Raw genomic sequence first — 22,328 nt, forward strand, 5'->3', positions numbered from 1 at the left:
TATGTCAAAATTTGGGGAACTTATTGATGTGGAAATTCCAGTCTTGTTAGACTTTTTTACCGACTGGAATGAACAATCTTCTACAATGCACGCTGTTTTAAGAGATGTTGCGGCGGCACTAGGCGATAAGGCGAAAGTGATTAAGATTGACGTTGAGAAAAACGGAGAACTTGCCGAAGCCTTACGTGTAAAAGCCATACCAACATTAATTATTTATAAAAATGGCGAAATGAAATGGCGTCATAGTGGAGAACAGGATGCTAATACCATTATTGGAATTGTTCAGCAGTATATTTAATATGGAATCGATTCAAAGCGATATCCTTTTTTTGTAAAGTGTTCTAATACTTTTGGTAAGGCGTATTGCATGTTTTTTGCAGCTTTAAGGCTATCGTGAAACACAACCACACTTCCGTTTTCAGTTTTAGAAATAACATTATCTAAGCAGTCCTCTTCCCGGATGTTTTTATCCCAGTCGAACGAAATAATATCCCACATAATAATCTTATATCCTAAGTCTAATAATTGCTTGCCTTGCCTGGGTTTTAGTTTTCCGTAAGGCGCTCTAAACAGGTTTGTCGTTACAGGCTTGCCTTTAAATTGTTGGTTTTCAATTGTGGCTTGCGCTTGTTTTATATTCCCTAGATAATCCGGTGTTGCCGTTTTCCAGCCTTTAAGGTGATTATGTGTGTGGTTGCCGATAGCATGCCCTTCCTTTAAAATGTTCTGAAGGATTTCCGGATGTTTTTCTACATTATTGCCAATACAGAAAAAAGTGGCTTTGGCGTTGTAGGTTTTAAGTGTGTCTAACGTCCAGTTTGTAATGTCTGGTGTCGGACCGTCATCAAAGGTGAGGTAAATAATTTTGTCGGTAGTTGGGATGTCCCAAACATAGTTTGGGAACATCTTTTTTATAACTACCGGTATTTTTACAAAAGAGGTTGGCATCTTTTAATCTAAGATCTCTGCACTGCTATCCTGTGGACTGAAAGTTGTATCCTCTTCTTCTGGTGAATAGTAATCTTCATCGGTCTGGTCACCATAGAAGTGTTTGAACAGCATTAAGTGATTGTTAAAAATATCACCTTCGGTTTCAGCGAACTTAGGGTCGTATTGTACTAAAACATCTACTAAGGCTTTGTAACGCTGAATATCAGTATAAATCTCTTCGAACATTCTGTTCTGGCTGTCGACAGATAAACTGCTGTAATACGATAAATTTTCTTGGTATTTTTCAGCTACTTGTTTGAATAAGTTTTGGGCTTTTTCTTTGTTGCCTACTTCGTAATAAGCGCTGATATAAGGTTCTAATAACGTATAGTAACCAAAATAATCTACTGGCATATTAGTCATAGCAATATCGGCTATTTCTTCAGCTTTATCCAGTTTGTTTTCGTTTAATAACTGTTCAATTAAACGTGCTAAATTACTTCTGTAGGTAATAGAGTTTTTACGTGTTTCAGGGTCGTGGTAAATATCAGGGCTTCCACTGTTACCCCAATACCAGTTTTTCACTTTTTCGTACATCAATTCACTATCAACACGGCCCATATCAAACGGATTGGATTTATCGATAGGGGTTTTTATAGGAACTAACTTATAGCATAAACCGTCTAGCTGTAAGTAGTCCTTCATCCAGACATAGTCGTCGTCACCAAAACTTCCGCCAGTAAAGTAAATAGGGCGTTTCCAGTCATTATTGGCAATAACATCTAACATTAATAAACGGTTTTTGAATAGTGCGTTACCGCTTATGGTCAGGTCGATATAAGGTACAATCTTATCGGCATCTTTTGGTTTTACAATACCCGATTTTAAAGCATTTTCTTTATTTACCGGAAGGCGTAAATGACGCGTAGGTAAATAGCTTGCATTTAAATCTTGACGACGTACTTGAGAAAGGTCGATATTGTTTTGCTGTAAAACGTATTTGTATTTGGTTTTAGGATTATCGCTGGCAATAAAATCTAAAAACTGTTTTACCTGTAATGTGTCAGGAATAACCTCTTCAATAACAATATAGTCGTTAGTACCCCACTGATACAAGTTGTGTGTTAGCTGAGATGGAATTGGGTCACTCTCATATGCTTTACGTTTCATTTGGTCTATATACCAGTCGGTTTGGAATAAACTGGTATTTACTACGCGAACATCTGTTCTGTAGCCCTCGATTTCCTGAGCGTACCAAAGGGCAAACGTATCGTTATCACCAATGGTGAATAAAATCCCGTTTTCTTCACAGGAATCCAGATACATTTTAGCCATTGAATTTGCGGTGTATTTTCCTGAGCGATCATGATCATCCCAGTTATTGGCAGCCAAAATCCCTGGCACTAAAATTAAACAAGCAATAGTAATAGCTGGTGCCGTTAGTTTTGACGGTGCTAGTTTTTTAACGGCGTCGTAAATGGCATAAACTCCGAAGCCAATCCAAAGGGCAAACACGTAGAATGATCCTACGACGGAATAGTCTCGCTCTCTCGGTTCAAACGGACGAACATTGGTGTATACTTGAATGGCAACTCCTGTAAACAGGAAGAAAACCAACATAGTCCAGAATAATTTCTTGTCTTTATTGAATAAGAAGAAGAACCCAATTAAACCTAATATAAAAGGTAATAAGTAATAGGTGTTTCTGGCTTTGTTATTCTTAACATCGCTTGGCAGATTGTCTTGTGATAAACCAAGTAGTTTTTCGTCTATAGGTTTAATGCCGGTAATCCAGTTACCATGATTATCGTATCTTCCTTGAATATCATCTTGTCTTCCAGAGAAGTTCCACATAAAATAACGCCAGTACATGTAACCTAGCTGGTATTGGAACATATATTTAATGTTGTCGGCTAAACTTGGTTTTTCAATGTCAATATAGCTTTTAAATCGTTTTAAAAAGGTGTTATATCCTTCACGATCTACATTACCCTGAGCTACATCGTTTCTAAACTGATTAACTGCGCTGCGCAGCTGGTTGTCCATTTGGTAGTCGGGTTTTAGTTTGAAATTCAAAAACCCGGTAAACATCATGTAGTTTTCAGCATGCTCCGGACTCCACATACGTGGTAGGTAAGATGCGTGTTTTGAGTTGTAATTTTGTTTGGCGTTTTTATAATCGTTTACAACCACATATTTGCCTTTCTCTTCGTCTTTCTCGTACTTAGGTTTGTCGTCTATGTACGGATTGTTTTCATCTAAAAATGCATATTGATCGGTGAACTGTGGCCCATAAAATAAGTGGGTTTCAGGATACTGTTCTAAGTTATAGTACGCTAGAAGCTCTCGGGCACTCGATGGGTTATTTTCGTTAATTACTGTATTGGCGTTAGCACGTATAGGTAGCATTAACCAGGTGGAGAACCCGACAATAACAAAGGTTAAACAAAGAACAGTAGTGTTTAAATGTATATACCCTTTTGTTCTGGTATATTTTAAAGCGTAAAAAATAATAGCGACTAGTACAATGCCAGCGATAATGGTTCCGGAATTAAACGGAAGACCAATAGTATTGATAAAGAAAATTTCTGAAGCACTAAATATTTTAAGAATATTAGGTGCTAATAATTTAAATACAAATAATAAAACAGCTACTGAAGCGACATTGGCAATAATGAAGTTTTTAACTGTAATCGTTTTGTAGTTTTTAAAGTAGTAGATTAAACCAATGGCAGGTATGGTTAATAATCCCATAAAGTGTACTCCAAAAGAAAGACCAATAATAAAGGAGATTAAAATAAGCCAGCGGTTACCTCTTGGTTTGTCCATGTCCTGCTCCCAGCGTAACCCTAACCAGAACAAAACAGACATTATTAAGGTAGCCATAGCATATACTTCGGTTTCTACAGCGTTAAACCAAAACGAATCGGTGAAGGTGAACGCTAAACTACCCACTAAACCACTTCCTAAAATAGCTAAGCTTTTGTTTGCGCTTAATTCTTCGTCATGACCTATTAGTTTCTTTAATAATAGGGTGATTGTCCAGAACATAAACAGTATAGTGAAAGCACTGGAGATAGCACTCATCATATTCATCATAAAACCAACCTGCGATGGTTCTAAAGCAAACATTGAGAAGAAAGCACCTAGCATTTGGAACAAAGGAGCTCCCGGTGGGTGACCAACTTGTAATTTTGCAGAGGTTAAAATATATTCTCCGGCATCCCAAAAGCTTACAGTAGGTTCGGTAGTTAAGGTGTATGTGATTAGAGCAATTAAAAAAGCAAACCATCCTAAAATGGTATTCCACTTCTTAAAGTTGAAATTGGTCATGGATTTTTCTTTATTTTTACGAAGGCGAATTTAATAATAAATATGGTATTGAATACCTTTTTAAGGAAACCTTAAGTGAGGAATAAAAATTTTTTTGAAAAAAACTTGTGGAAACCAAACTTTGTTATAAATTTGCACCCGCAAACAGGTACTGGCCTATGGTGTAATTGGCAACACGTCTGGTTTTGGTCCAGAAGAGTCTAGGTTCGAGCCCTAGTAGGCCAACAAAATTGCAAAATCCTAATCTATATAGATTAGGATTTTTTTTGCTTTAAATTTAAATGTAAAAGGAATTTATTCTTTGATTTTGAATGTCATAATTGGTCGATTGGCATGGTTTACCAAATCTTCGCTAATGCTGCCGTTAAAAAAATGAGATAGACCTTTTCTGCCATGTGTACTGATGCTTACTAAGTCGGCAGAAACAGACTTGGCATAGTTTAAAATGCCGCTTTCTACACTGGCATCATTATATATTACCGTTGTGTAATCTTTAATATTGAAATCTTTGGTGAAGTTTTCTATTTTGGCTTTGGCCTCGTCGGTTGTTATAAAAAAGTTTGGTGTATTAACCATTACCAAATGAAGTTTGCTTTTAAAAAGTTTAGCAAAACCTACTGCGCTCTCAAAGGCGCTTTGGCTGTCGGTTTCAAAATCTGATGCGTATACCATATTTTCAACACTAAAATTGTTGTGTTCATTTTTAATAACTAACACGGGTACTTCTGATGTACGGACAACTTTTTCGGTATTACTTCCAATAAATATTTCTTTTAATCCGTTGGCACCACTCGATCCCATAACTACTAAATCGATGTTTTGTTTTTTGCAAACATGAAAGACACCTTTAAAGATTTCATGAAACTCTACGTGTTCCTGAATTTTGATATCCTTTAAGTAGCTTTTTTCTCTTAGCTCGGTGAATTGTTTGTGAGCCAGTTTCATGAAAAATATAGCTTCAGGTAATTCACTAAAACCGCTAATTGGGTCTACCTGATGTAAGGGTATTTCTAGAATATGTAGCAGGTGTAATTCGCACTTATGTTTTTTCGCTAGCTGGGCTGCAACCTTAAGTGCATTTTCAGATTCGGTAGAAAAATCGGTGGGGACAAGAATTCTTTTCATTGCTGTGTTTTATTTTGAGTTTAATGTTTGTTAAGATTGCGTAATTCTTAAAAATTATGATATGAATTTAGTGAATTTAATTTACTTCGTGCTCTTGTCGTATATATCTAAATTTATGAAATATTCCTTTAAAAATCAATAAAATGTTATATATTTGCACCGTTGAAAGGCGAAATTAAGAACGAGGGGACATAGAGTCCCCTCTTTTTATAATAAAAAATGTTTAAAGAGACCGTAAAAGATTTACTTGATGCTGCGTTGCAAGAACGTACAGACTTGTTTTTAATCGAGTTCACTATTGGTGGCGATAATCATATTAAAATTATTATCGACGGTGATAATGGTGTGTTGGTTGAAGACTGTATGTTTGTAAGTCGTGCTATCGAGCATAACATTGATCGAGAAGAGCACGATTTTTCTCTGGAGGTTATGTCGGCAGGTGCAGCGTCGCCATTAGTAAATGTAAGACAGTATAAAAAGAATCTGAATAGAGACCTGAAAGTAAGAACAGCTTCAGAAAAAATTGAAGGCACACTTACTCAAGCTACCGACGCAGATATAACATTAGAATGGAAAGTTAGGGAACCTAAACCAATTGGTAAAGGTAAAGTAACTGTAACAAAACAAGCGACTATCGCTTACGAGGAAATTGTAGAAGCAAAAGTTATGATTAAATTTTAATTCAATAAGAGTTATGGAGAATATCGCGTTAATTGAATCTTTTTCAGAATTCAAAGACGATAAGCTAATTGACCGTGTTACGTTAATGGCGATTTTAGAGGAAGTGTTTAGAAGTGCCTTAAAGAAGAAATATGGTGATGATGATAATTTCGATATTATTGTAAACCCTGACAAAGGAGATTTAGAGATCTGGAGAAACAGAGTTGTGGTAGCTGATGGTGAAGTAGAGGATCCAAATCAGGAAATTTCATTAACTGAAGCTCGTAAAATTGAACCAGATTTCGAGGTAGGTGAAGACGTATCAGAGGAAGTAAAGCTTATAGATTTAGGAAGACGTGCTATTTTAGCATTGCGCCAAAATTTAATCTCAAAAATTCACGAACACGACAATACAATAGTATTTAAGCAATTTAAAGACTTAGTAGGAGAAATATATACTGCCGAAGTGCACCATATTCGTCACAGAGCAGTAATTTTGTTAGATGATGAAGGAAACGAAATTGTTTTACCGAAAGACAAACAAATTCCTTCAGATTTCTTTAGAAAAGGAGATAATGTAAGAGGGGTAATTGACAGTGTTGAGCTTAAAGGGGCAAAACCAACAATTATCATGTCAAGAACATCACCTTCATTCTTAGAGAAATTGTTCGAACAAGAAATTCCAGAGGTATTCGATGGTTTAATTACGATTAAAAACGTAGTAAGAATACCAGGTGAAAAGGCGAAAGTAGCGGTAGATTCTTATGATGATAGAATCGATCCGGTTGGAGCTTGTGTGGGTATGAAAGGATCAAGAATTCACGGGATTGTTCGTGAGTTAGGAAACGAAAACATCGACGTTATTAACTATACTAATAACTTACAATTATATATTACAAGAGCATTAAGCCCTGCAAGAGTAACTTCAATCAAAATTGATGAAGAAAACAAACGTGCAGAGGTCATCTTAAAGCCAGAAGAGGTAAGTAAAGCGATTGGTAGAGGTGGTCATAACATCCGTTTAGCAGGCCAGTTAACAGGGTATGATATCGATGTGTTTAGAGAAGGTGCTGAGGAAGATGTTGAATTAACAGAGTTCTCAGATGAAATAGAAGGGTGGATTATTGAAGAGTTTAGTAGAGTTGGATTAGATACTGCAAAGAGTATTTTAGAAGAGGATATTAAGGATTTAGTAAAACGTACCGATTTAGAAGAAGAAACAATTAAAGAAGTTATTAGAATTTTAAGAGAAGAATTCGAAGAATAACATATATATTTGAGTATTTTAAAGGCAATTTATGGCTGAAACAATTAGATTAAATAAAGTATTACGCGAGCTGAATATTTCTTTAGATCGTGCCGTAGAATTTTTAGATTCTAAAGGTATCGAAATAGAGAAGCGACCAACCACGAAGATTTCCGAGGAAGTGTATAATGTGCTTTCTAGTGAGTTTCAAGTAGATGCAAATAAAAAAGTTGCATCTAAAGAGGTTAGTGAAGCTAAGCAGAAAGAAAAAGAGGAGCTGCGAGAGCAACGTGAGCGTGAACTTGAAGAAAAACAAAAGGAGGCAGCTAGAAAGGAAGAAATTGTAAAAGCCACTAAAATACTTTCTGGTCCTAAGCAAGTAGGTAAAATCGATTTAGATTCGAAAAAACCTACTGAAACTCCTCAGGCTGAAACACCAGAACCACCAAAACAGGAAGAACCGAAGGTTGAAGCGTCTAAAGAAGAGCCTGCAAAACCTGAAGCGCCAAAAGAGGTGGAACAACCAGAAGTTAAAGCAGAAGCTCCTAAGCAAGCACCAAAACAAGAAGAGAAAGCTAAGGTTGAATCTTCTAAGCCTGCAGCAGCGAAGAAGCCTAAAGAACATAAAGGTCCTGAAGTTGAGAAAAAACTTGTAACCAACGAGAATGGTGAAGTTGTTTCTGAAGAGAAAGTAAAAACACAGTACCAAAAGCTTACAGGTCCTAAAATTGCAGGAGACAAAATTGATTTATCTCAATTTAATAAGCCTAAGAAGAAGAAGGACGATAAGAAAGGTGATAATAAGCAGGGTGGTGATGCTTCTAATAAGAAAAAACGTCGACGTATAAGTAAATCCGGAGGACCTAACCAAGGTGGTCAAGGTGGAGATAACAGAGGAAACTCTAACAGATCGAACGACCGTTTTAACAAAGGAGGAAACAAAGGAAGACGCCCTATTATTAAGGAAGATCCTAGTGAAGAAGATGTGAAAAAACAAGTGCGTGAAACACTTGAAAAACTTCAAGGTAAATCTTCTAAAGGTAAAGGAGCGAAATACCGTAGAGATAAGAGAGATCAGCACAGAGATCAAACTCAAAAAGAGTTACAACAAGAAGCTGCAGATAGCAAGATTCTTAAAGTAACGGAGTTTGTTACCGCAAATGAGGTAGCAACTATGATGGACGTGCCGGTAACTTCTATTATCTCAGCATGTATGTCACTTGGTATGATGGTAACCATGAATCAGCGTTTAGATGCTGAAACATTGGCTATTGTTGCTGAAGAGTTTGGTTATAAGGTAGAATTTGTAACAGCAGATATTGAGGAATCAATTGAAGTTGTTGAAGATAAAGAAGAAGATTTAAAACCAAGAGCGCCGATTGTTACCGTAATGGGGCACGTAGACCACGGTAAGACATCGCTTTTAGATTACATCCGTAAGGAAAATGTAATTGCAGGGGAGTCTGGTGGTATTACACAGCACATTGGAGCTTATGGGGTTGAATTAGAGAACGGACAAAAAATAGCATTCCTTGATACACCAGGTCACGAGGCCTTTACAGCGATGCGTGCGCGTGGTGCCCAAGTAACCGATATTGCTATTATTGTTGCTGCGGCCGATGATGATATCATGCCACAAACTAAAGAGGCGATTTCGCATGCACAGGCAGCTGGTGTTCCAATTGTATTCGCGATTAACAAAATAGATAAGCCGACAGCAAATCCTGATAAGATTAAAGAAGGATTAGCAAATATGAACCTTTTAGTAGAAGATTGGGGTGGTAAAATTCAATCCCACGATATCTCTGCAAAAATGGGAACAGGTGTTAAGGAATTATTAGAAAAAGTATTACTTGAAGCTGAGTTATTAGAGCTTAAAGCAAACCCTGCGAAACCAGCTGTTGGTACAGTGGTTGAGGCTTTCCTTGATAAAGGTAGAGGTTATGTAGCAACGGTATTAGTTACCGGAGGTACTCTTAGGGTGGGAGATTACGTTTTAGCTGGTAAGAATAGTGGTAAAGTAAAAGCTATGCACGATGAGCGTGGTAATGATGTTGTTGAAGCTGGTCCGTCTACTCCGGTATCAATTCTCGGTTTAGATGGTGCACCACAGGCAGGCGATAAATTCAATGTATTTGAAGACGAGCGTGAAGCCAAACAAATTGCGGCTAAGCGTTCTCAGTTACAACGTGAGCAATCTGTGCGTACACAACGTCATATTACACTTGATGAAATCGGACGTCGTATTGCATTAGGTGACTTTAAAGAATTAAACATCATCCTTAAAGGTGATGTGGATGGTTCTGTTGAAGCGCTTACCGATTCGTTCCAGAAATTATCAACTGAAGAAATTCAGGTTAACATCCTACATAAAGGTGTTGGGGCGATTACCGAAAGTGATGTGTTATTAGCTTCGGCTTCTGATGCGATTATTATCGGATTTAATGTGCGCCCTGTTGGTAACGCCCGTGCAACAGCTGATAGAGAGGAAATCGATATTAGAACATACTCCATTATTTATGATGCTATTAATGACCTTAAAGATGCGATGGAAGGTATGTTATCTCCAGAGTTTAAAGAAGAGGTTACCGGTACCGCAGAGATTAGAGAAATCTTTAAAGTATCTAAAATTGGTAGCATAGCCGGATGTATGGTAACGAATGGTAAGATCTTAAGAAGTTCAGGTGTTCGTATCATTAGAGATGGTGTGGTAGTCTTCACTGGTGAATTAGCTTCTCTTAAACGTTTCAAAGACGATGTTAAGGAAGTAACTAAAGGTTACGATTGTGGTATGCAAATTAAGAATTACAATGATATTAAAGAAGGAGATATCATTGAAGCATTCCACGAAGTTGAAGTTAAGAAAAAGCTTAAATAATAGCTGGATAATAAAAAAAGGCGCTTGTATTACAAGCGCCTTTTTTGTTTGAAAAAATACACTATCTGCTTATTTAAAAGTATAAAAAAAGCGACCGGTTAAGGTCGCTTTTTGTGTGTTTTATAAATAGAATTAACTTGACTTTTTAGGCTTGAAAATAAATGCTGTCGGGAATTCAGCTTTTATTTTTTTTAATGCTCTATCGGCTTCTAAACGTGTTCTGAAATTACCCGCCCAAATTTTGAAATTAGGAGTTTCATATTGAAGGGTTGCGCGCCAGTCTGGGAAAAGATCGGTGAATTCTTCTTGTGTCGATTCTGCTTTGGCTCTGTTGCCCGAATAAATTTGTATTCTATATCTTTCAGAATCATTTTCACTACTGTTCATTTCTTTTTTTAACTTCAATAAAGTAGGAATGTTTCTATCCTGATTTATAGTAACCTTACCTTCTTGTGCATAACAAAAATTAGTTACAATAACAATGACAAAAGTTCTTAAGAGCTTGATTTTTAATTTCAAAGGTTTCATTTTGTATTGGGTTTATGCAAATGTATACGTAATAAAGTAATTTCGAGGCTATTTTTATTATTTAGAATCCCTCTAAATTAGCTATTAACGCTTGTCTAACATTTCTATATACGAGTTTAAATGTTACTTTTGCGAGAGATTTTATAACTGCGTTTTTTTTAAATTATTGTATGAAAAAACCATACCAAAGTTTAGAAGTTAATATAACCAACAATATGAAAAAGGTGATTCACCGTAAATTAAGCAAGAACATACTTGGTTTAGGTTTAATTATTTTATTAGTCTTTACCGCATCCCTTTCTGCTCAGGAAGGAGATCCAGCAAAAGGAAAATCATTATTTAACGCGAATTGTGCTGCTTGTCACCAATTAGATAAAAAGATGACAGGTCCAGCGCTTCGAAATGTTGAGGCGCGTCTAGCTGATGAGCAAGGATTAGATAGAGCATGGATTTATGATTGGGTTCATAATAGTGCTGGTGTTATCAAGTCTGGTGATGCTTATGGAAACAAAGTATACAATGAGTATGGTGGCGCAGCAATGACTGCTTTTCCTCAGTTGTCAGAAAAAGATATTGACGATATCTTAGCGTATACAGCAGAGGTTAAAAAAGAAGCGCCTGCTGCGGCTGCAACAGCTGCAACTGGAGCTCAAACCGGAGCTGCGACTGGAGGTGTGTCTAACGAGTTAGTGTTAGGGGCGCTTGCTGTTCTATTTATGTTACTAGCCATCGGTTTATTTTTAGTAAACAAAACGCTTCGTCGTTTTGCTGAAGCTCAAGGTGTAGAATTGCCTGAGGAAACTAAAAGAATGCCGTTATGGAAAGCATTTGTTAAAAATCAATTTTTAATGTTGGTTTCTGCAATCTTTTTATTGCTTGCTGGAGCTTACTTTATTTACGGATATTTAATGCAAGTTGGAGTTGATCAAGGGTATCAGCCAGTACAACCAATTCATTTCTCACATAAAATTCATGCTGGTGACAACGGTATCGATTGTAAATACTGTCACTCTTCAGCTCGTGTAAGTAAAACATCAGGTATTCCATCTGTAAATGTTTGTATGAACTGTCATAAATCTATTTATGAGTACAACGGTGAAACAAGTGCAGAGTATACAAAAGAGTTCTATGATGATCAAATCAAGAAATTGTATGCGGCAGCAGGATGGGATGATGCAAACCAAAAGTACACAGGTGATTCACATCCGGTAAAATGGGTTCGTATTCACAACTTACCAGACTTCGTTTATTTCAATCACTCTCAGCACGTTTCTGTGGCTGGTGTTGAATGTCAAACATGTCACGGTCCGGTAGAGGAAATGGAAGTAATGTATCAACATGCGCCATTAACAATGGGGTGGTGTATCGAATGTCACAGGACTACAAATGTTAAGGTAGAGGATAACGCTTACTACGAGAAAATTCACGCTGAATTATCTAGGAAGTATGGTGTAGATAAGCTTACAGCTGCGCAAATGGGTGGTTTAGAATGTGGAAAATGCCACTATTAATAAAATTTAATAAGAAGTAATTCAATTATATAATATGTCATCAAACAAGAAATACTGGAAAAGTGTTGAAGAGCTAAACGAGAATAGCTCTATTGTTGAGACGCTAAAACAAAACGAGTTTGTAGAAGAGATTCCTACAGATGAATTTTTAGGTGATAAAAATGCATTAGAGTCTAGTTCTACAACGCGTCGCGATTTCTTAAAATATGTAGGATTCAGTACGGCTGCAGCTTCATTAGCTGCGTGTGAGGGTCCTGTAGTTAAGTCGATTCCTTATGTAGTGCAACCAGAAGAAATTATTCCTGGTGTGGCTAACTACTATGCGACTACTATCGCTGATGGTTTCGATTTTGCTAGTGTTTTAGTGAAAACACGTGAAGGTCGTCCAATTAAGATTGAAAATAATACTTTGGCTGCTACTAATGGTAGCGCTAATGCCAGAGTTAATGCTTCGGTTTTAGGATTGTATGATAGTTTAAGAGTACAAGGTCCTAAAAAAGATGGTGAAGCCATCACTTGGGGTGATTTCGATGCTGATACGACTAAAAAATTAAATGAGTTAAAAGCGGCTAACAAGAAGATTGTTGTGTTAACACAAACTTTTGCGAGCCCTTCTACACGTAACTTAATCGCAGACTTTAAAGAAGAGTACGGGAATGTTCAGCACGTGGTATATGATGCTGTTTCAGAATCTGCTGCTTTAGATGCGTTCCAGGCTAAATATGGTAAGCGTGCTTTAGCTAACTACGACTTCTCTAAAGCGATGACTATTGTATCTGTTGGAGCTGATTTCTTAGGTGACTGGCAAGGTGGTGGATTTGATTCTGGCTATGCTAAGAACAAAGTACCTAACCACGGTAAAATGTCGCGTCACATTCAGTTTGAATCTAACATGTCGTTAACAGGAGCTAATGCTGATAAACGTGTGCCTTTAACACCAAGTCAGCAAAAAGTAGCTTTAGCTAAATTATATAGTTATGTGGTTGGTGGTGCCGTGTCAGGTGAGTTACCAGCACACATAGATGAAGCTGTTCAAAAAGCAGCTGCACAATTAAAGAAAGCCGGATCTAACGGGGTTGTCGTTACAGGGATTCAAGATGTAAATGCACAAACCGTTGTTCTAGAAATAAACGAATATTTAGCAAGTAAAGCATTTGATGCTAAAGCTGCTATTAAAACAAGACAAGGTAATGCTAAGGATGTGGCTAACTTAGTGGCTGAAATGAAAGCTGGTAAAGTGGCTGCAATCATTATGGCTGGTGTTAACCCAGTGTATACGTTACCAAATGCTGCGGATTTTGCTGAAGGATTAAAGAAAACTGAATTATCTATTGTTTTCTCAATGAAAGAAGATGAAACAGCTTCAGAATCTCAGTACATCGCGGCAACGCCTCACTATTTAGAGTCTTGGGGAGATGTTGAAATTAAAAACGGACACTATGCATTAATGCAGCCAACAATTCGTCCGTTATTCGATACAAGACAATTCCAGGAAGCCTTATTAATCTGGACTTCTAATAATGTTGCTTACAACGATTACATTAAAGAAATCTGGACTTCAGATATCTTAAACGGTGCATCATTTAACCAAGCGTTACACGATGGACAGTTTGTATCTGAGTCAGTTCATGAAATCGATAATATTGATGCTTTAGAAGGTTTAACGGAGAACAATGAAGTTGAGAAACCATCTAATGCTGCAGCCAGTGCTTTAGCCGCTTCTGCAAAAGGTTCAGGTTTACAGTTGTCGCTATATACTAAAACAGGTATGGGAGACGGACAGCAAGCCAATAACCCTTGGTTACAAGAGTTTCCAGATCCAATTACTAGAACCTCTTGGGATAACTACTTAACAGTATCTAAAGCAGATGCTGATGCCTTAGGATTAATGAACAAAAACGTTGCTAACGGTGCATTAAACGGTAGTTATGCAAAAGTTACAGTTAACGGTACATCATTAGTTGTTCCTGTGTTAATTCAGCCAGGTCAGGCTAAAGGTTCTGTTGGTTTAGCATTTGGTTATGGTAAAACAAAAGGAATCAAAGAAGAAATGCAAACCGGAGTTAATGCTTATGCATTATACCATAACTTCAATACCGTACAGGATGTAACGGTTGAAGCTGCCGAAGGAGAGCATGAATTCGCTTGTGTACAGTTACACAACACCCTAATGGGACGTGGTGATATTGTAAAGGAAACTACTTTAGAAGTATTCAATACAAAAGATAAGAAATACTGGAATGCGATTCCTCAGGTGTCATTAAACCACGAGGAAACTCCGGTAACATCACCAGATGTTGATTTATGGGATGAATTTGATCGTTCTATCGGTCACCACTTCAACTTATCAATCGACTTAAATGCATGTACAGGATGTGGGGCTTGTGTTATTGCTTGTCACGCAGAAAACAATGTGCCTGTAGTAGGTAAAACAGAAGTACGTCGTAGCCGTGATATGCACTGGTTACGTATCGATAGATATTATTCATCTGAAGAGTCATTCGCAGGTGATGATGAGAAGAAAGATAACATCTCTGGTTTAGGAAGCTCATTAAGTGAGTTCGGTGAAATGGAGAACGCTTCGGCAAATCCACAAGTTGCCTTCCAACCAGTAATGTGTCAGCACTGTAACCACGCACCTTGTGAAACTGTATGTCCTGTGGCAGCAACATCACATGGTCGTCAAGGTCAAAACCACATGGCGTACAACCGTTGTGTAGGTACTAGGTACTGTGCTAACAACTGTCCTTATAAAGTACGTCGTTTCAACTGGTTCTTATACAATGGTAATGATGAGTTCGATTATCATATGAATGATGATTTAGGACGTATGGTATTAAATCCAGATGTTGTAGTTCGTTCTCGTGGTGTAATGGAGAAATGTTCGATGTGTATTCAAATGACACAAAAAACAGTTCTTGACGCAAAACGTGACGGACGTATCATTAAAGATGGTGAATTCCAAACAGCATGTTCTGCAGCTTGTTCTAGTGGAGCAATGACCTTTGGTGACATCAACGATAAGGAAAGTGAAGTTGCGAAACTTAAGGAAGATAACCGTATGTATCACTTACTTGAGCACGTAGGTACAAAACCAAACGTGATGTATCAAACTAAAGTGAGAAATACAACTGAAGCATAAATCTAATTAAAGAATCAATTATATAATTATGGCGTCTCATTACGAAGCACCTATTAGAAGACCCTTAGTTACAGGAGAAAAATCATACCACGACGTTACTGTGGATGTGGCAAAACCTGTAGAAGGAAAAGCAAATAAACAATGGTGGATAGTTTTTGGTATTTCACTGGCAGCGTTTCTTTGGGGACTTGGATGTATCATTTATACCGTATCGACAGGTATTGGAACTTGGGGTTTAAATAAAACCGTAGGTTGGGCCTGGGATATTACTAACTTCGTTTGGTGGGTTGGTATTGGTCACGCAGGAACACTTATCTCTGCAGTACTTTTATTATTCCGTCAAAAATGGAGAATGGCAATTAACCGTTCTGCAGAAGCAATGACTATCTTCTCGGTAGTTCAGGCAGGTTTATTCCCAATTATTCACATGGGTCGTCCATGGTTAGGATACTGGGTATTACCAATTCCGAATCAGTTTGGTTCTTTATGGGTTAACTTTAACTCGCCGTTATTATGGGACGTATTCGCGATCTCTACGTATTTATCTGTATCATTAGTATTCTGGTGGACAGGTTTATTACCAGATTTCGCCATGTTAAGAGATAGAGCTATTAAGCCATTCCAAAAGAAAATTTACTCATTATTGAGTTTCGGTTGGACAGGTCGTGCAAAAGACTGGCAACGTTTTGAAGAAGTATCTTTAGTGCTTGCAGGTTTAGCAACACCATTAGTACTTTCTGTACATACTATTGTATCGTTTGACTTCGCTACATCGGTAATTCCAGGATGGCATACCACTATTTTCCCTCCATACTTCGTTGCTGGAGCGGTATTCTCAGGGTTCGCGATGGTAAACACATTACTTATTGTAATGCGTAAAGTATGTAACCTTGAAGATTATATTACAGTACAACACATCGAATTAATGAACATCGTAATCATGATTACGGGTTCTATTGTAGGTGTGGCATATATTACTGAGTTATTTATTGCTTGGTATTCTGGAGTTGAGTATGAGCAGTACGCTTTCTTAAACAGAGCAACAGGACCTTACTGGTGGGCGTACTGGGCGATGATGACTTGTAACGTATTCTCTCCTCAGTTCATGTGGTTCAAGAAACTTAGAACAAGTATTATGTTCTCATTCTTTATCTCAATTGTAGTAAACATAGGAATGTGGTTCGAGCGTTTCGTAATTATTGTAACATCGTTACACCGTGATTACTTACCATCGTCTTGGACAATGTTCTCACCAACGTTTGTTGATATTGGAATCTTTGTTGGAACTATCGGATTCTTCTTCGTATTATTTTTATTATACTCAAGAACATTCCCGGTAATTGCGCAGGCAGAGGTTAAGACCATTCTTAAGTCTTCTGGTGAACGTTATAAAAAAATCAGAGAGGCAGGAGAAAGTTTAGTAGGAACAGGAGCAGATGAAAGAACTTCTGGAAACGTTAACAACACTAAAAACTAAGCGTAAACAATGGAAGCATCTAAAGTAATTCACGCTATTTATAATGATGACGATATTTTAATGTCAGCTGTAAAAAAGGTTAAGGCAGCAAAATATCACATCGACGAAGTATATACCCCGTTTCCGGTTCACGGGCTAGATAAAGCAATGGGATTAGCACCTACACGTATCGCTATCGCAGCATTTTTATACGGATTAGTAGGTTTAACAGTGGCAACAGTAATGATGAATTTTATCATGATTGAAGACTGGCCACAAAATATTGGTGGTAAACCAAGTTTTAGTTATTTAGAAAACATGCCTGCTTTCGTACCAATTATGTTCGAGCTTACGGTATTTTTCTCAGCCCACTTAATGGTAATTACGTTTTACTTACGTAGTAGAATGTGGCCATTTAAAGAGGCTGAAAATCCAGATCCAAGAACAACAGACGATCATTTCTTAATGGAAATCTCTGTTAACGGTAATGAAGAAGCATTACAAAGTTTACTAAGCGAAACTGGGGCAGTAGAAATTAATCTAATTGATAAAGCGCATTAAAATAAAGATGAAAGGCTTAATTAAAATATTAGCAATAGCAGTTGTTTTAGTAGCGGTATCATGTAAAAAAGATACGGCACCAAACTATCAGTTCATGCCAAACATGTACGAATCTGTAGGGTATGAAACATATAGTGAATCGGCTGCATTTAAGAGTGGAGTAGAAGCACAATTACCAGTAGAAGGTACAGTGGCAAGAGGATTTATTCCTTTCGATATTGAGAATTCTACAGAAGGTTACGAATTAGCTAAAGCGACGTTAACAAATCCGTTAGATTCTACTCAAGTAGATTTAGAAAGAGGAAAAGTGCTTTACGATATTTATTGTGGAATTTGCCACGGTAACAAAGGTGATGGTCAAGGTAAGTTGGTAAAACGTGAAAAGATACTAGGTATACCAAACTACGCTGACAGAGAGATTACAGAAGGAAGTATTTACCACACGATTTATTACGGTAAAAATGCTATGGGTTCTTACGCGAATCAGATTAATGAAGAAGAGCGTTGGCAAGTAGTTTCATACGTGTTAAAATTAAGAGCTGATTTAGTAAAGTAAGAAGATAAGATTATATAGATATGTACACATTTTCAAATAAATTAAAGACATTTTCTATCATTCTAATGGTTTTAGGATTGTTAGGTGTTGGATATGGTTTTATGACATCTCATAAATCTTTAGACGAAGTAAAAACGATGCTTGCTGAAGAGGCTTCACACCACGGTGGGGGTCATGGAGAGGAAGCTACGCATGTTGTAGCTGATGCACATGATACGCATGGTGAAGCGACTCACGGAGAAGAAGTTCATGCTGAAGATGCACACCACGGTGATGCTCATGCAGAGCACGTTCAACACCAAATGGCTAACCGTCCTTGGTCAGCTTTATATGTTGGAGCATTCTTCTTTATGATGATTGGTCTTGGTGTTTTAGCATTCTACGCGATTCAAATAGCATCTCAGGCTGGATGGTCTCCGGTATTATTCAGAGTTATGGAAGCGATTACAGCTTACGTATTACCTGGAGCTTTAATTGTATTAGCAATCGCTATTGCATCTGGAACTATAGGTCACTATAATATTTTCATCTGGATGGATCCTGAAGTAGTAGCTCACGATGAGTTAATTCAAGGAAAATCTGGGTGGTTAAACTTACCAATGTTTGCTGTTAGAGGTTTGGTATTTATCGCAGGATGGGCGTTATACCGTCACTTTGCTCGTAAATTCTCAATCGCTCAGGACAACGCAAAATATAACACGAACTTTAAGAAATCATTCCGTATTGCTGCGGCATTCTTAGTATTCTTTATCTATTCAGAATCTATGATGTCTTGGGATTGGGTAATGAGTGTAGATCCTCACTGGTTCTCAACATTATTCGGATGGTATGTGTTTGCTAGTATGTTTGTAAGTGGTATTACTGTTATCGCTTTAATGAGCATCTACTTAAAATCTAGAGGATATTTAGAATTTGTAAATGAAAACCACTTACATGATGTGGCTAAGTTTATGTTTGCTATTAGTATTTTCTGGACATACTTATGGTTCTCACAATTCATGCTTATTTGGTACTCTAACATTCCAGAAGAGGTAACATACTTTATTTCTCGTATTAACGATTACAAATTACCATTCTTTGGTATGGTAGCACTTAACTTCATCTTTCCAGTATTATTACTGATGAATGCTGACTTTAAACGCGTGCCTTGGTTTGTTGTAATGACTGGTATTGTAATCTTATTTGGTCATTATATTGATATTTTCAATATGATTATGCCTGCTACCGTTGGAGACAGATGGTTTATTGGAATCCCTGAAATCGGTTCAATATTATTATTCGGAGGTTTATTCATATTTGTTGTATTCACAGCTTTAACAAAAGCACCATTATTAGCAAAAGGATATCCTTTAATCAAAGAAAGCGAAGATTTCCATTATTAATTAAGATATAAATAAAGACGAACGATAACAATGACTGCTTTATTAACAATTATAGTTTTAGTATTTATTCTAGTTGCCATCTGGCAAATGGTAAAGATTTTCGATTTAGCACAAGCTAAAGCGGATTGCGACCAGGTAGCCACCGATAAAGACAACAAGATAAATGCATATCTAATGATGGGCTTCTTAGCCTTCATTTATATCATTACCATTGTAAGTATAGTTAAGTGGGGAGATTTACCTTTACTATCTAACTCTGCTTCTGCACATGGTCCAACAATCGATAACTTAATGGCCATTTCATTAGTTATCATCTTTTTTGTTCAAACAGTAACACAATTCTTATTGCACTATTTCGCATTTAAATACAAAGGTGAAAAGGGTAAAAAAGCGTTATTCTTTGCTGATAACAATAAGTTAGAGGCAATTTGGACAATCATCCCTGTAATTGTATTAGCAGGTTTAATTATCTACGGATTGAATACTTGGGTAAATATCATGGGAGTTGACGAAAGTGACGATCCTATGGTAGTAGAATTATATGCACAACAGTTTAACTGGACAGCACGTTACGGTGGTCAGGATAATACTTTAGGTAAGTCTAACGTACGTTTAATTGATATCGACAGAGCTAACGTTTTAGGTATAGATGAAGCTGATCCTAATGCCCAAGACGATATCATTGTAAAAGAATTACACTTACCAGTTGGAAAGCCGGTATTATTTAAAATGCGTTCTCAAGACGTATTACACTCGGCTTATATGCCACACTTTAGAGCACAAATGAATTGTGTTCCTGGTATGATTACTCAGTTTGGGTTTACGCCAACGGTAACAAGCGAGGAAATGAGACAAAACCCTGATATGGTTGAGAAAGTTGCAAACATCAACAGAATCAGAGTAGAAAAAAGTGAAGCATTAGTTGCTAAAGGAGAGGATGCTTTAGATCGCTACGAATTTGATTACTTATTAATCTGTAATAAAATTTGTGGTAAATCTCACTACAATATGCAAATGAAAATTGTTGTAGAAACTCAAGAAGAGTTTGATGCTTGGATTAAAGAGCAAAAGGAATTTAAAAACTCTCTTAACTAATCAATTAATAAAAAGATAAATACGATATAAGATTATGTCAGCACACGCAGATACTCACGCTCACGACGACCACGGACATCATCATAAAGAGACTTTCATGACGAAGTACATCTTTAGTATGGACCACAAGATGATTGCTAAGCAGTACCTTATTACTGGTACCATCATGGGTGTTATTGGGATTTTAATGTCTATGATGTTCCGTATGCAGATTGCATGGCCTGAAGAGCCAAACGTATTGTTTGAAGCTTTATTAGGAAAATGGGCTCCTGAAGGTGTAATGGATGCCGATATATATTTAGCATTAGTTACTATTCACGGTACCATCATGGTATTCTTTGTATTAACAGCAGGATTAAGTGGTACGTTCAGTAACTTATTAATTCCGTTACAAATTGGTGCTCGCGATATGGCATCAGGATTTTTAAACATGGTGTCTTACTGGTTATTCTTTTTATCTAGTATCATCATGGTAATTTCTTTATTTGTTGAAGCTGGACCAGCTGCGGCAGGTTGGACTATCTATCCACCATTAAGTGCTTTACCAATGGCTCAAGGTGGTTCTGGTATGGGTATGACCTTATGGTTAGTAGCAATGGCTATCTTTATTGCTTCTTCATTATTAGGATCATTAAATTATGTGGTAACCGTATTAAACTTACGTACAAAAGGTATGACCATGACAAGATTGCCATTAACAATATGGGCATTCTTTATTACAGCTGTAATTGGTATCGTATCATTCCCGGTATTATTATCTGCTGCATTATTATTAATCATGGATAGAAGTTTTGGTACATCATTCTTCTTATCAGATATCTTTATTCAAGGTGAAGTATTACACTACCACGGTGGTTCACCAGTATTATTCGAACACTTATTCTGGTTCTTAGGTCACCCAGAGGTATATATCGTTATTTTACCTGCGATGGGTCTTGTATCAGAGATTATGGCATCAAACTCACGTAAGCCAATCTTTGGATACCGTGCGATGATTGCGTCTATATTAGCGATTGCATTCTTATCTACGATTGTATGGGGTCACCACATGTTCGTATCAGGTATGAATCCATTCTTAGGATCTGTGTTTACATTCACAACTTTATTAATTGCAATTCCATCAGCAGTAAAAGCCTTTAACTGGATTACGACCATCTGGAAAGGAAACTTACAAATGAACCCTGCCATGTTATTCTCAATCGGTTTCGTTTCTACGTTCATCACCGGAGGTTTAACAGGGATTATTTTAGGAGATTCTGCGTTAGATATTAACGTTCACGATACATATTTCGTTGTGGCTCACTTCCACTTAGTAATGGGTATCTCTGCACTTTACGGTATGTTTGCTGGTATTTACCACTGGTATCCTAAAATGTTCGGACGTATGTTAAACAAAAATTTAGGATACATTCACTTCTGGATTACTGCAGTATGTGCTTATGGTGTATTCTTTCCAATGCACTTCATCGGAATGGCTGGTTTACCACGTCGTTACTACACAAACAGTAACTTCCCATTATTCGATGATTTAGCAGACGTAAATGTTATTATCACAGTATTCGCTTTAGTTGGTGGTGTGGTTCAAATCATTTACTTATACAACTTCTTTATTAGTATTTTCTACGGAAAGAAAGCAACACAAAACCCTTGGAAATCGACTACGTTAGAGTGGACAACTCCGGTAGAACACATCCACGGAAACTGGCCAGGAGAGATTCCTCATGTATACCGTTGGGCTTACGATTATAGTAAACCAGGTCACGATGTTGACTTCGTTCCGCAAAACGTGCCTTTAAAGGAAGGTGAAGAAGAACTTCAACACTAAGACAAACAATATTTAAATACAAAAAAGCCTTTCTAATTTTAGAAAGGCTTTTTCTTTATATTTGCTTATGCCGAAGTGCTTTCGGTATCTTTGTATTACA

16 protein-coding genes and 1 tRNA gene are annotated in these 22,328 nt (G+C 37.2%); 13 read left to right on the forward strand and 4 right to left on the reverse strand.

The window, feature by feature from the left end; translation table 11 throughout:
- The first annotated feature begins 1 nt into the window (after position 1).
- Positions 2-298: a thioredoxin family protein gene (locus ICJ85_RS12365; RefSeq protein WP_188224108.1), complete on the forward strand. Its 297-nt coding sequence runs from the start codon at positions 2-4 to the stop codon at positions 296-298.
- On the opposite strand, the gene ICJ85_RS12370 is transcribed toward ICJ85_RS12365, so the two are convergent.
- The gene (locus ICJ85_RS12370) at positions 295-948 is read right to left on the reverse strand and encodes a polysaccharide deacetylase family protein (RefSeq protein ID WP_188224109.1); all 654 of its coding nucleotides are present in this window, start codon (positions 946-948) and stop codon (positions 295-297) included. The genes ICJ85_RS12365 and ICJ85_RS12370 overlap by 4 nt on opposite strands.
- Before the next feature lie 3 nt (positions 949-951).
- Positions 952-4,263 carry a DUF2723 domain-containing protein gene (locus ICJ85_RS12375; RefSeq protein WP_188224110.1) on the reverse strand — a complete coding sequence of 1,104 codons (3,312 nt, stop codon included), beginning with the start codon at positions 4,261-4,263 and terminating at the stop codon, positions 952-954.
- A gap of 152 nt (positions 4,264-4,415) precedes the next feature.
- On the opposite strand from ICJ85_RS12375, the gene ICJ85_RS12380 reads away from it, so the two are divergent.
- Positions 4,416-4,488: transfer RNA gene (locus ICJ85_RS12380), tRNA-Gln, on the forward strand.
- Between the two features lie 69 nt (positions 4,489-4,557).
- On the opposite strand, the gene ICJ85_RS12385 is transcribed toward ICJ85_RS12380, so the two are convergent.
- Positions 4,558-5,388 (reverse strand): universal stress protein, encoded by an 831-nt coding sequence (locus ICJ85_RS12385; protein ID WP_188224111.1) that lies wholly within the window; start codon positions 5,386-5,388, stop codon positions 4,558-4,560.
- 219 nt (positions 5,389-5,607) lie between these two features.
- Here ICJ85_RS12385 and rimP point away from each other — a divergent pair, with 219 nt between their 5' ends.
- The 3 genes from rimP to infB are packed head-to-tail and all read left to right on the forward strand — an operon-like array spanning position 5,608 to position 10,172.
- On the forward strand, positions 5,608-6,069 hold the full coding sequence (rimP, locus tag ICJ85_RS12390) for a ribosome assembly cofactor RimP (protein WP_188224112.1): 462 nt from the start codon (positions 5,608-5,610) through the stop codon (positions 6,067-6,069).
- Between the two features lie 13 nt (positions 6,070-6,082).
- Positions 6,083-7,315 carry a transcription termination factor NusA gene (gene nusA / locus ICJ85_RS12395; protein WP_188224113.1) on the forward strand — a complete coding sequence of 411 codons (1,233 nt, stop codon included), beginning with the start codon at positions 6,083-6,085 and terminating at the stop codon, positions 7,313-7,315.
- Between the two features lie 31 nt (positions 7,316-7,346).
- Complete coding sequence (gene infB / locus ICJ85_RS12400; protein ID WP_188224114.1) at positions 7,347-10,172, forward strand: translation initiation factor IF-2; 2,826 nt, start codon at positions 7,347-7,349, stop codon at positions 10,170-10,172.
- Positions 10,173-10,304: 132 nt separating this feature from the next.
- On the opposite strand, the gene ICJ85_RS12405 is transcribed toward infB, so the two are convergent.
- Positions 10,305-10,700 carry an SPOR domain-containing protein gene (locus tag ICJ85_RS12405; RefSeq protein ID WP_188224115.1) on the reverse strand — a complete coding sequence of 132 codons (396 nt, stop codon included), beginning with the start codon at positions 10,698-10,700 and terminating at the stop codon, positions 10,305-10,307.
- Between the two features lie 215 nt (positions 10,701-10,915).
- Here ICJ85_RS12405 and ICJ85_RS12410 point away from each other — a divergent pair, with 215 nt between their 5' ends.
- The 8 genes from ICJ85_RS12410 to ICJ85_RS12445 are packed head-to-tail and all read left to right on the forward strand — an operon-like array spanning position 10,916 to position 22,228.
- Entirely contained in the window at positions 10,916-12,211 is a 1,296-nt protein-coding gene (locus ICJ85_RS12410; RefSeq protein ID WP_188224151.1) for a c-type cytochrome, read from the forward strand.
- A gap of 34 nt (positions 12,212-12,245) precedes the next feature.
- Positions 12,246-15,353: a TAT-variant-translocated molybdopterin oxidoreductase gene (locus ICJ85_RS12415; RefSeq protein WP_188224116.1), complete on the forward strand. Its 3,108-nt coding sequence runs from the start codon at positions 12,246-12,248 to the stop codon at positions 15,351-15,353.
- A 28-nt stretch (positions 15,354-15,381) separates the two neighbouring features.
- Positions 15,382-16,830: an NrfD/PsrC family molybdoenzyme membrane anchor subunit gene (gene nrfD / locus ICJ85_RS12420; RefSeq protein WP_188224117.1), complete on the forward strand. Its 1,449-nt coding sequence runs from the start codon at positions 15,382-15,384 to the stop codon at positions 16,828-16,830.
- Between the two features lie 9 nt (positions 16,831-16,839).
- Positions 16,840-17,370 (forward strand): DUF3341 domain-containing protein, encoded by a 531-nt coding sequence (locus ICJ85_RS12425; RefSeq protein WP_188224118.1) that lies wholly within the window; start codon positions 16,840-16,842, stop codon positions 17,368-17,370.
- 7 nt (positions 17,371-17,377) lie between these two features.
- A complete protein-coding gene (locus ICJ85_RS12430) occupies positions 17,378-17,926 on the forward strand; it encodes a c-type cytochrome (protein ID WP_188224119.1) in 549 nt (182 codons plus the stop codon).
- Positions 17,927-17,946: 20 nt separating this feature from the next.
- On the forward strand, positions 17,947-19,308 hold the full coding sequence (locus tag ICJ85_RS12435) for a quinol:cytochrome C oxidoreductase (RefSeq protein WP_188224120.1): 1,362 nt from the start codon (positions 17,947-17,949) through the stop codon (positions 19,306-19,308).
- Positions 19,309-19,338: 30 nt separating this feature from the next.
- On the forward strand, positions 19,339-20,403 hold the full coding sequence (locus tag ICJ85_RS12440) for a cytochrome c oxidase subunit II (protein WP_188224121.1): 1,065 nt from the start codon (positions 19,339-19,341) through the stop codon (positions 20,401-20,403).
- A 34-nt stretch (positions 20,404-20,437) separates the two neighbouring features.
- Positions 20,438-22,228 carry a cytochrome c oxidase subunit I gene (locus tag ICJ85_RS12445; RefSeq protein ID WP_188224122.1) on the forward strand — a complete coding sequence of 597 codons (1,791 nt, stop codon included), beginning with the start codon at positions 20,438-20,440 and terminating at the stop codon, positions 22,226-22,228.
- The last annotated feature ends 100 nt before the right edge of the window (positions 22,229-22,328 follow it).

It is taken from the genome of Aestuariibaculum marinum (genome assembly GCF_014596975.1).
In the GTDB taxonomy this organism is placed as follows: domain Bacteria; phylum Bacteroidota; class Bacteroidia; order Flavobacteriales; family Flavobacteriaceae; genus Aestuariibaculum; species Aestuariibaculum marinum.

What these genes read in the sequence shown, in the direction of transcription:
- ICJ85_RS12365 (WP_188224108.1), top strand. Translation starts at nt 2, where the DNA reads ATGTCAAAATTTGGGGAACTTATTGATGTGGAAATTCCAGTCTTGTTA.
- ICJ85_RS12370 (WP_188224109.1), bottom strand. Translation starts at nt 948, where the DNA reads ATGCCAACCTCTTTTGTAAAAATACCGGTAGTTATAAAAAAGATGTTC.
- ICJ85_RS12375 (WP_188224110.1), bottom strand. Translation starts at nt 4,263, where the DNA reads ATGACCAATTTCAACTTTAAGAAGTGGAATACCATTTTAGGATGGTTT.
- ICJ85_RS12385 (WP_188224111.1), bottom strand. Translation starts at nt 5,388, where the DNA reads ATGAAAAGAATTCTTGTCCCCACCGATTTTTCTACCGAATCTGAAAAT.
- rimP (WP_188224112.1), top strand. Translation starts at nt 5,608, where the DNA reads ATGTTTAAAGAGACCGTAAAAGATTTACTTGATGCTGCGTTGCAAGAA.
- nusA (WP_188224113.1), top strand. Translation starts at nt 6,083, where the DNA reads ATGGAGAATATCGCGTTAATTGAATCTTTTTCAGAATTCAAAGACGAT.
- infB (WP_188224114.1), top strand. Translation starts at nt 7,347, where the DNA reads ATGGCTGAAACAATTAGATTAAATAAAGTATTACGCGAGCTGAATATT.
- ICJ85_RS12405 (WP_188224115.1), bottom strand. Translation starts at nt 10,700, where the DNA reads ATGAAACCTTTGAAATTAAAAATCAAGCTCTTAAGAACTTTTGTCATT.
- ICJ85_RS12410 (WP_188224151.1), top strand. Translation starts at nt 10,916, where the DNA reads ATGAAAAAGGTGATTCACCGTAAATTAAGCAAGAACATACTTGGTTTA.
- ICJ85_RS12415 (WP_188224116.1), top strand. Translation starts at nt 12,246, where the DNA reads ATGTCATCAAACAAGAAATACTGGAAAAGTGTTGAAGAGCTAAACGAG.
- nrfD (WP_188224117.1), top strand. Translation starts at nt 15,382, where the DNA reads ATGGCGTCTCATTACGAAGCACCTATTAGAAGACCCTTAGTTACAGGA.
- ICJ85_RS12425 (WP_188224118.1), top strand. Translation starts at nt 16,840, where the DNA reads ATGGAAGCATCTAAAGTAATTCACGCTATTTATAATGATGACGATATT.
- ICJ85_RS12430 (WP_188224119.1), top strand. Translation starts at nt 17,378, where the DNA reads ATGAAAGGCTTAATTAAAATATTAGCAATAGCAGTTGTTTTAGTAGCG.
- ICJ85_RS12435 (WP_188224120.1), top strand. Translation starts at nt 17,947, where the DNA reads ATGTACACATTTTCAAATAAATTAAAGACATTTTCTATCATTCTAATG.
- ICJ85_RS12440 (WP_188224121.1), top strand. Translation starts at nt 19,339, where the DNA reads ATGACTGCTTTATTAACAATTATAGTTTTAGTATTTATTCTAGTTGCC.
- ICJ85_RS12445 (WP_188224122.1), top strand. Translation starts at nt 20,438, where the DNA reads ATGTCAGCACACGCAGATACTCACGCTCACGACGACCACGGACATCAT.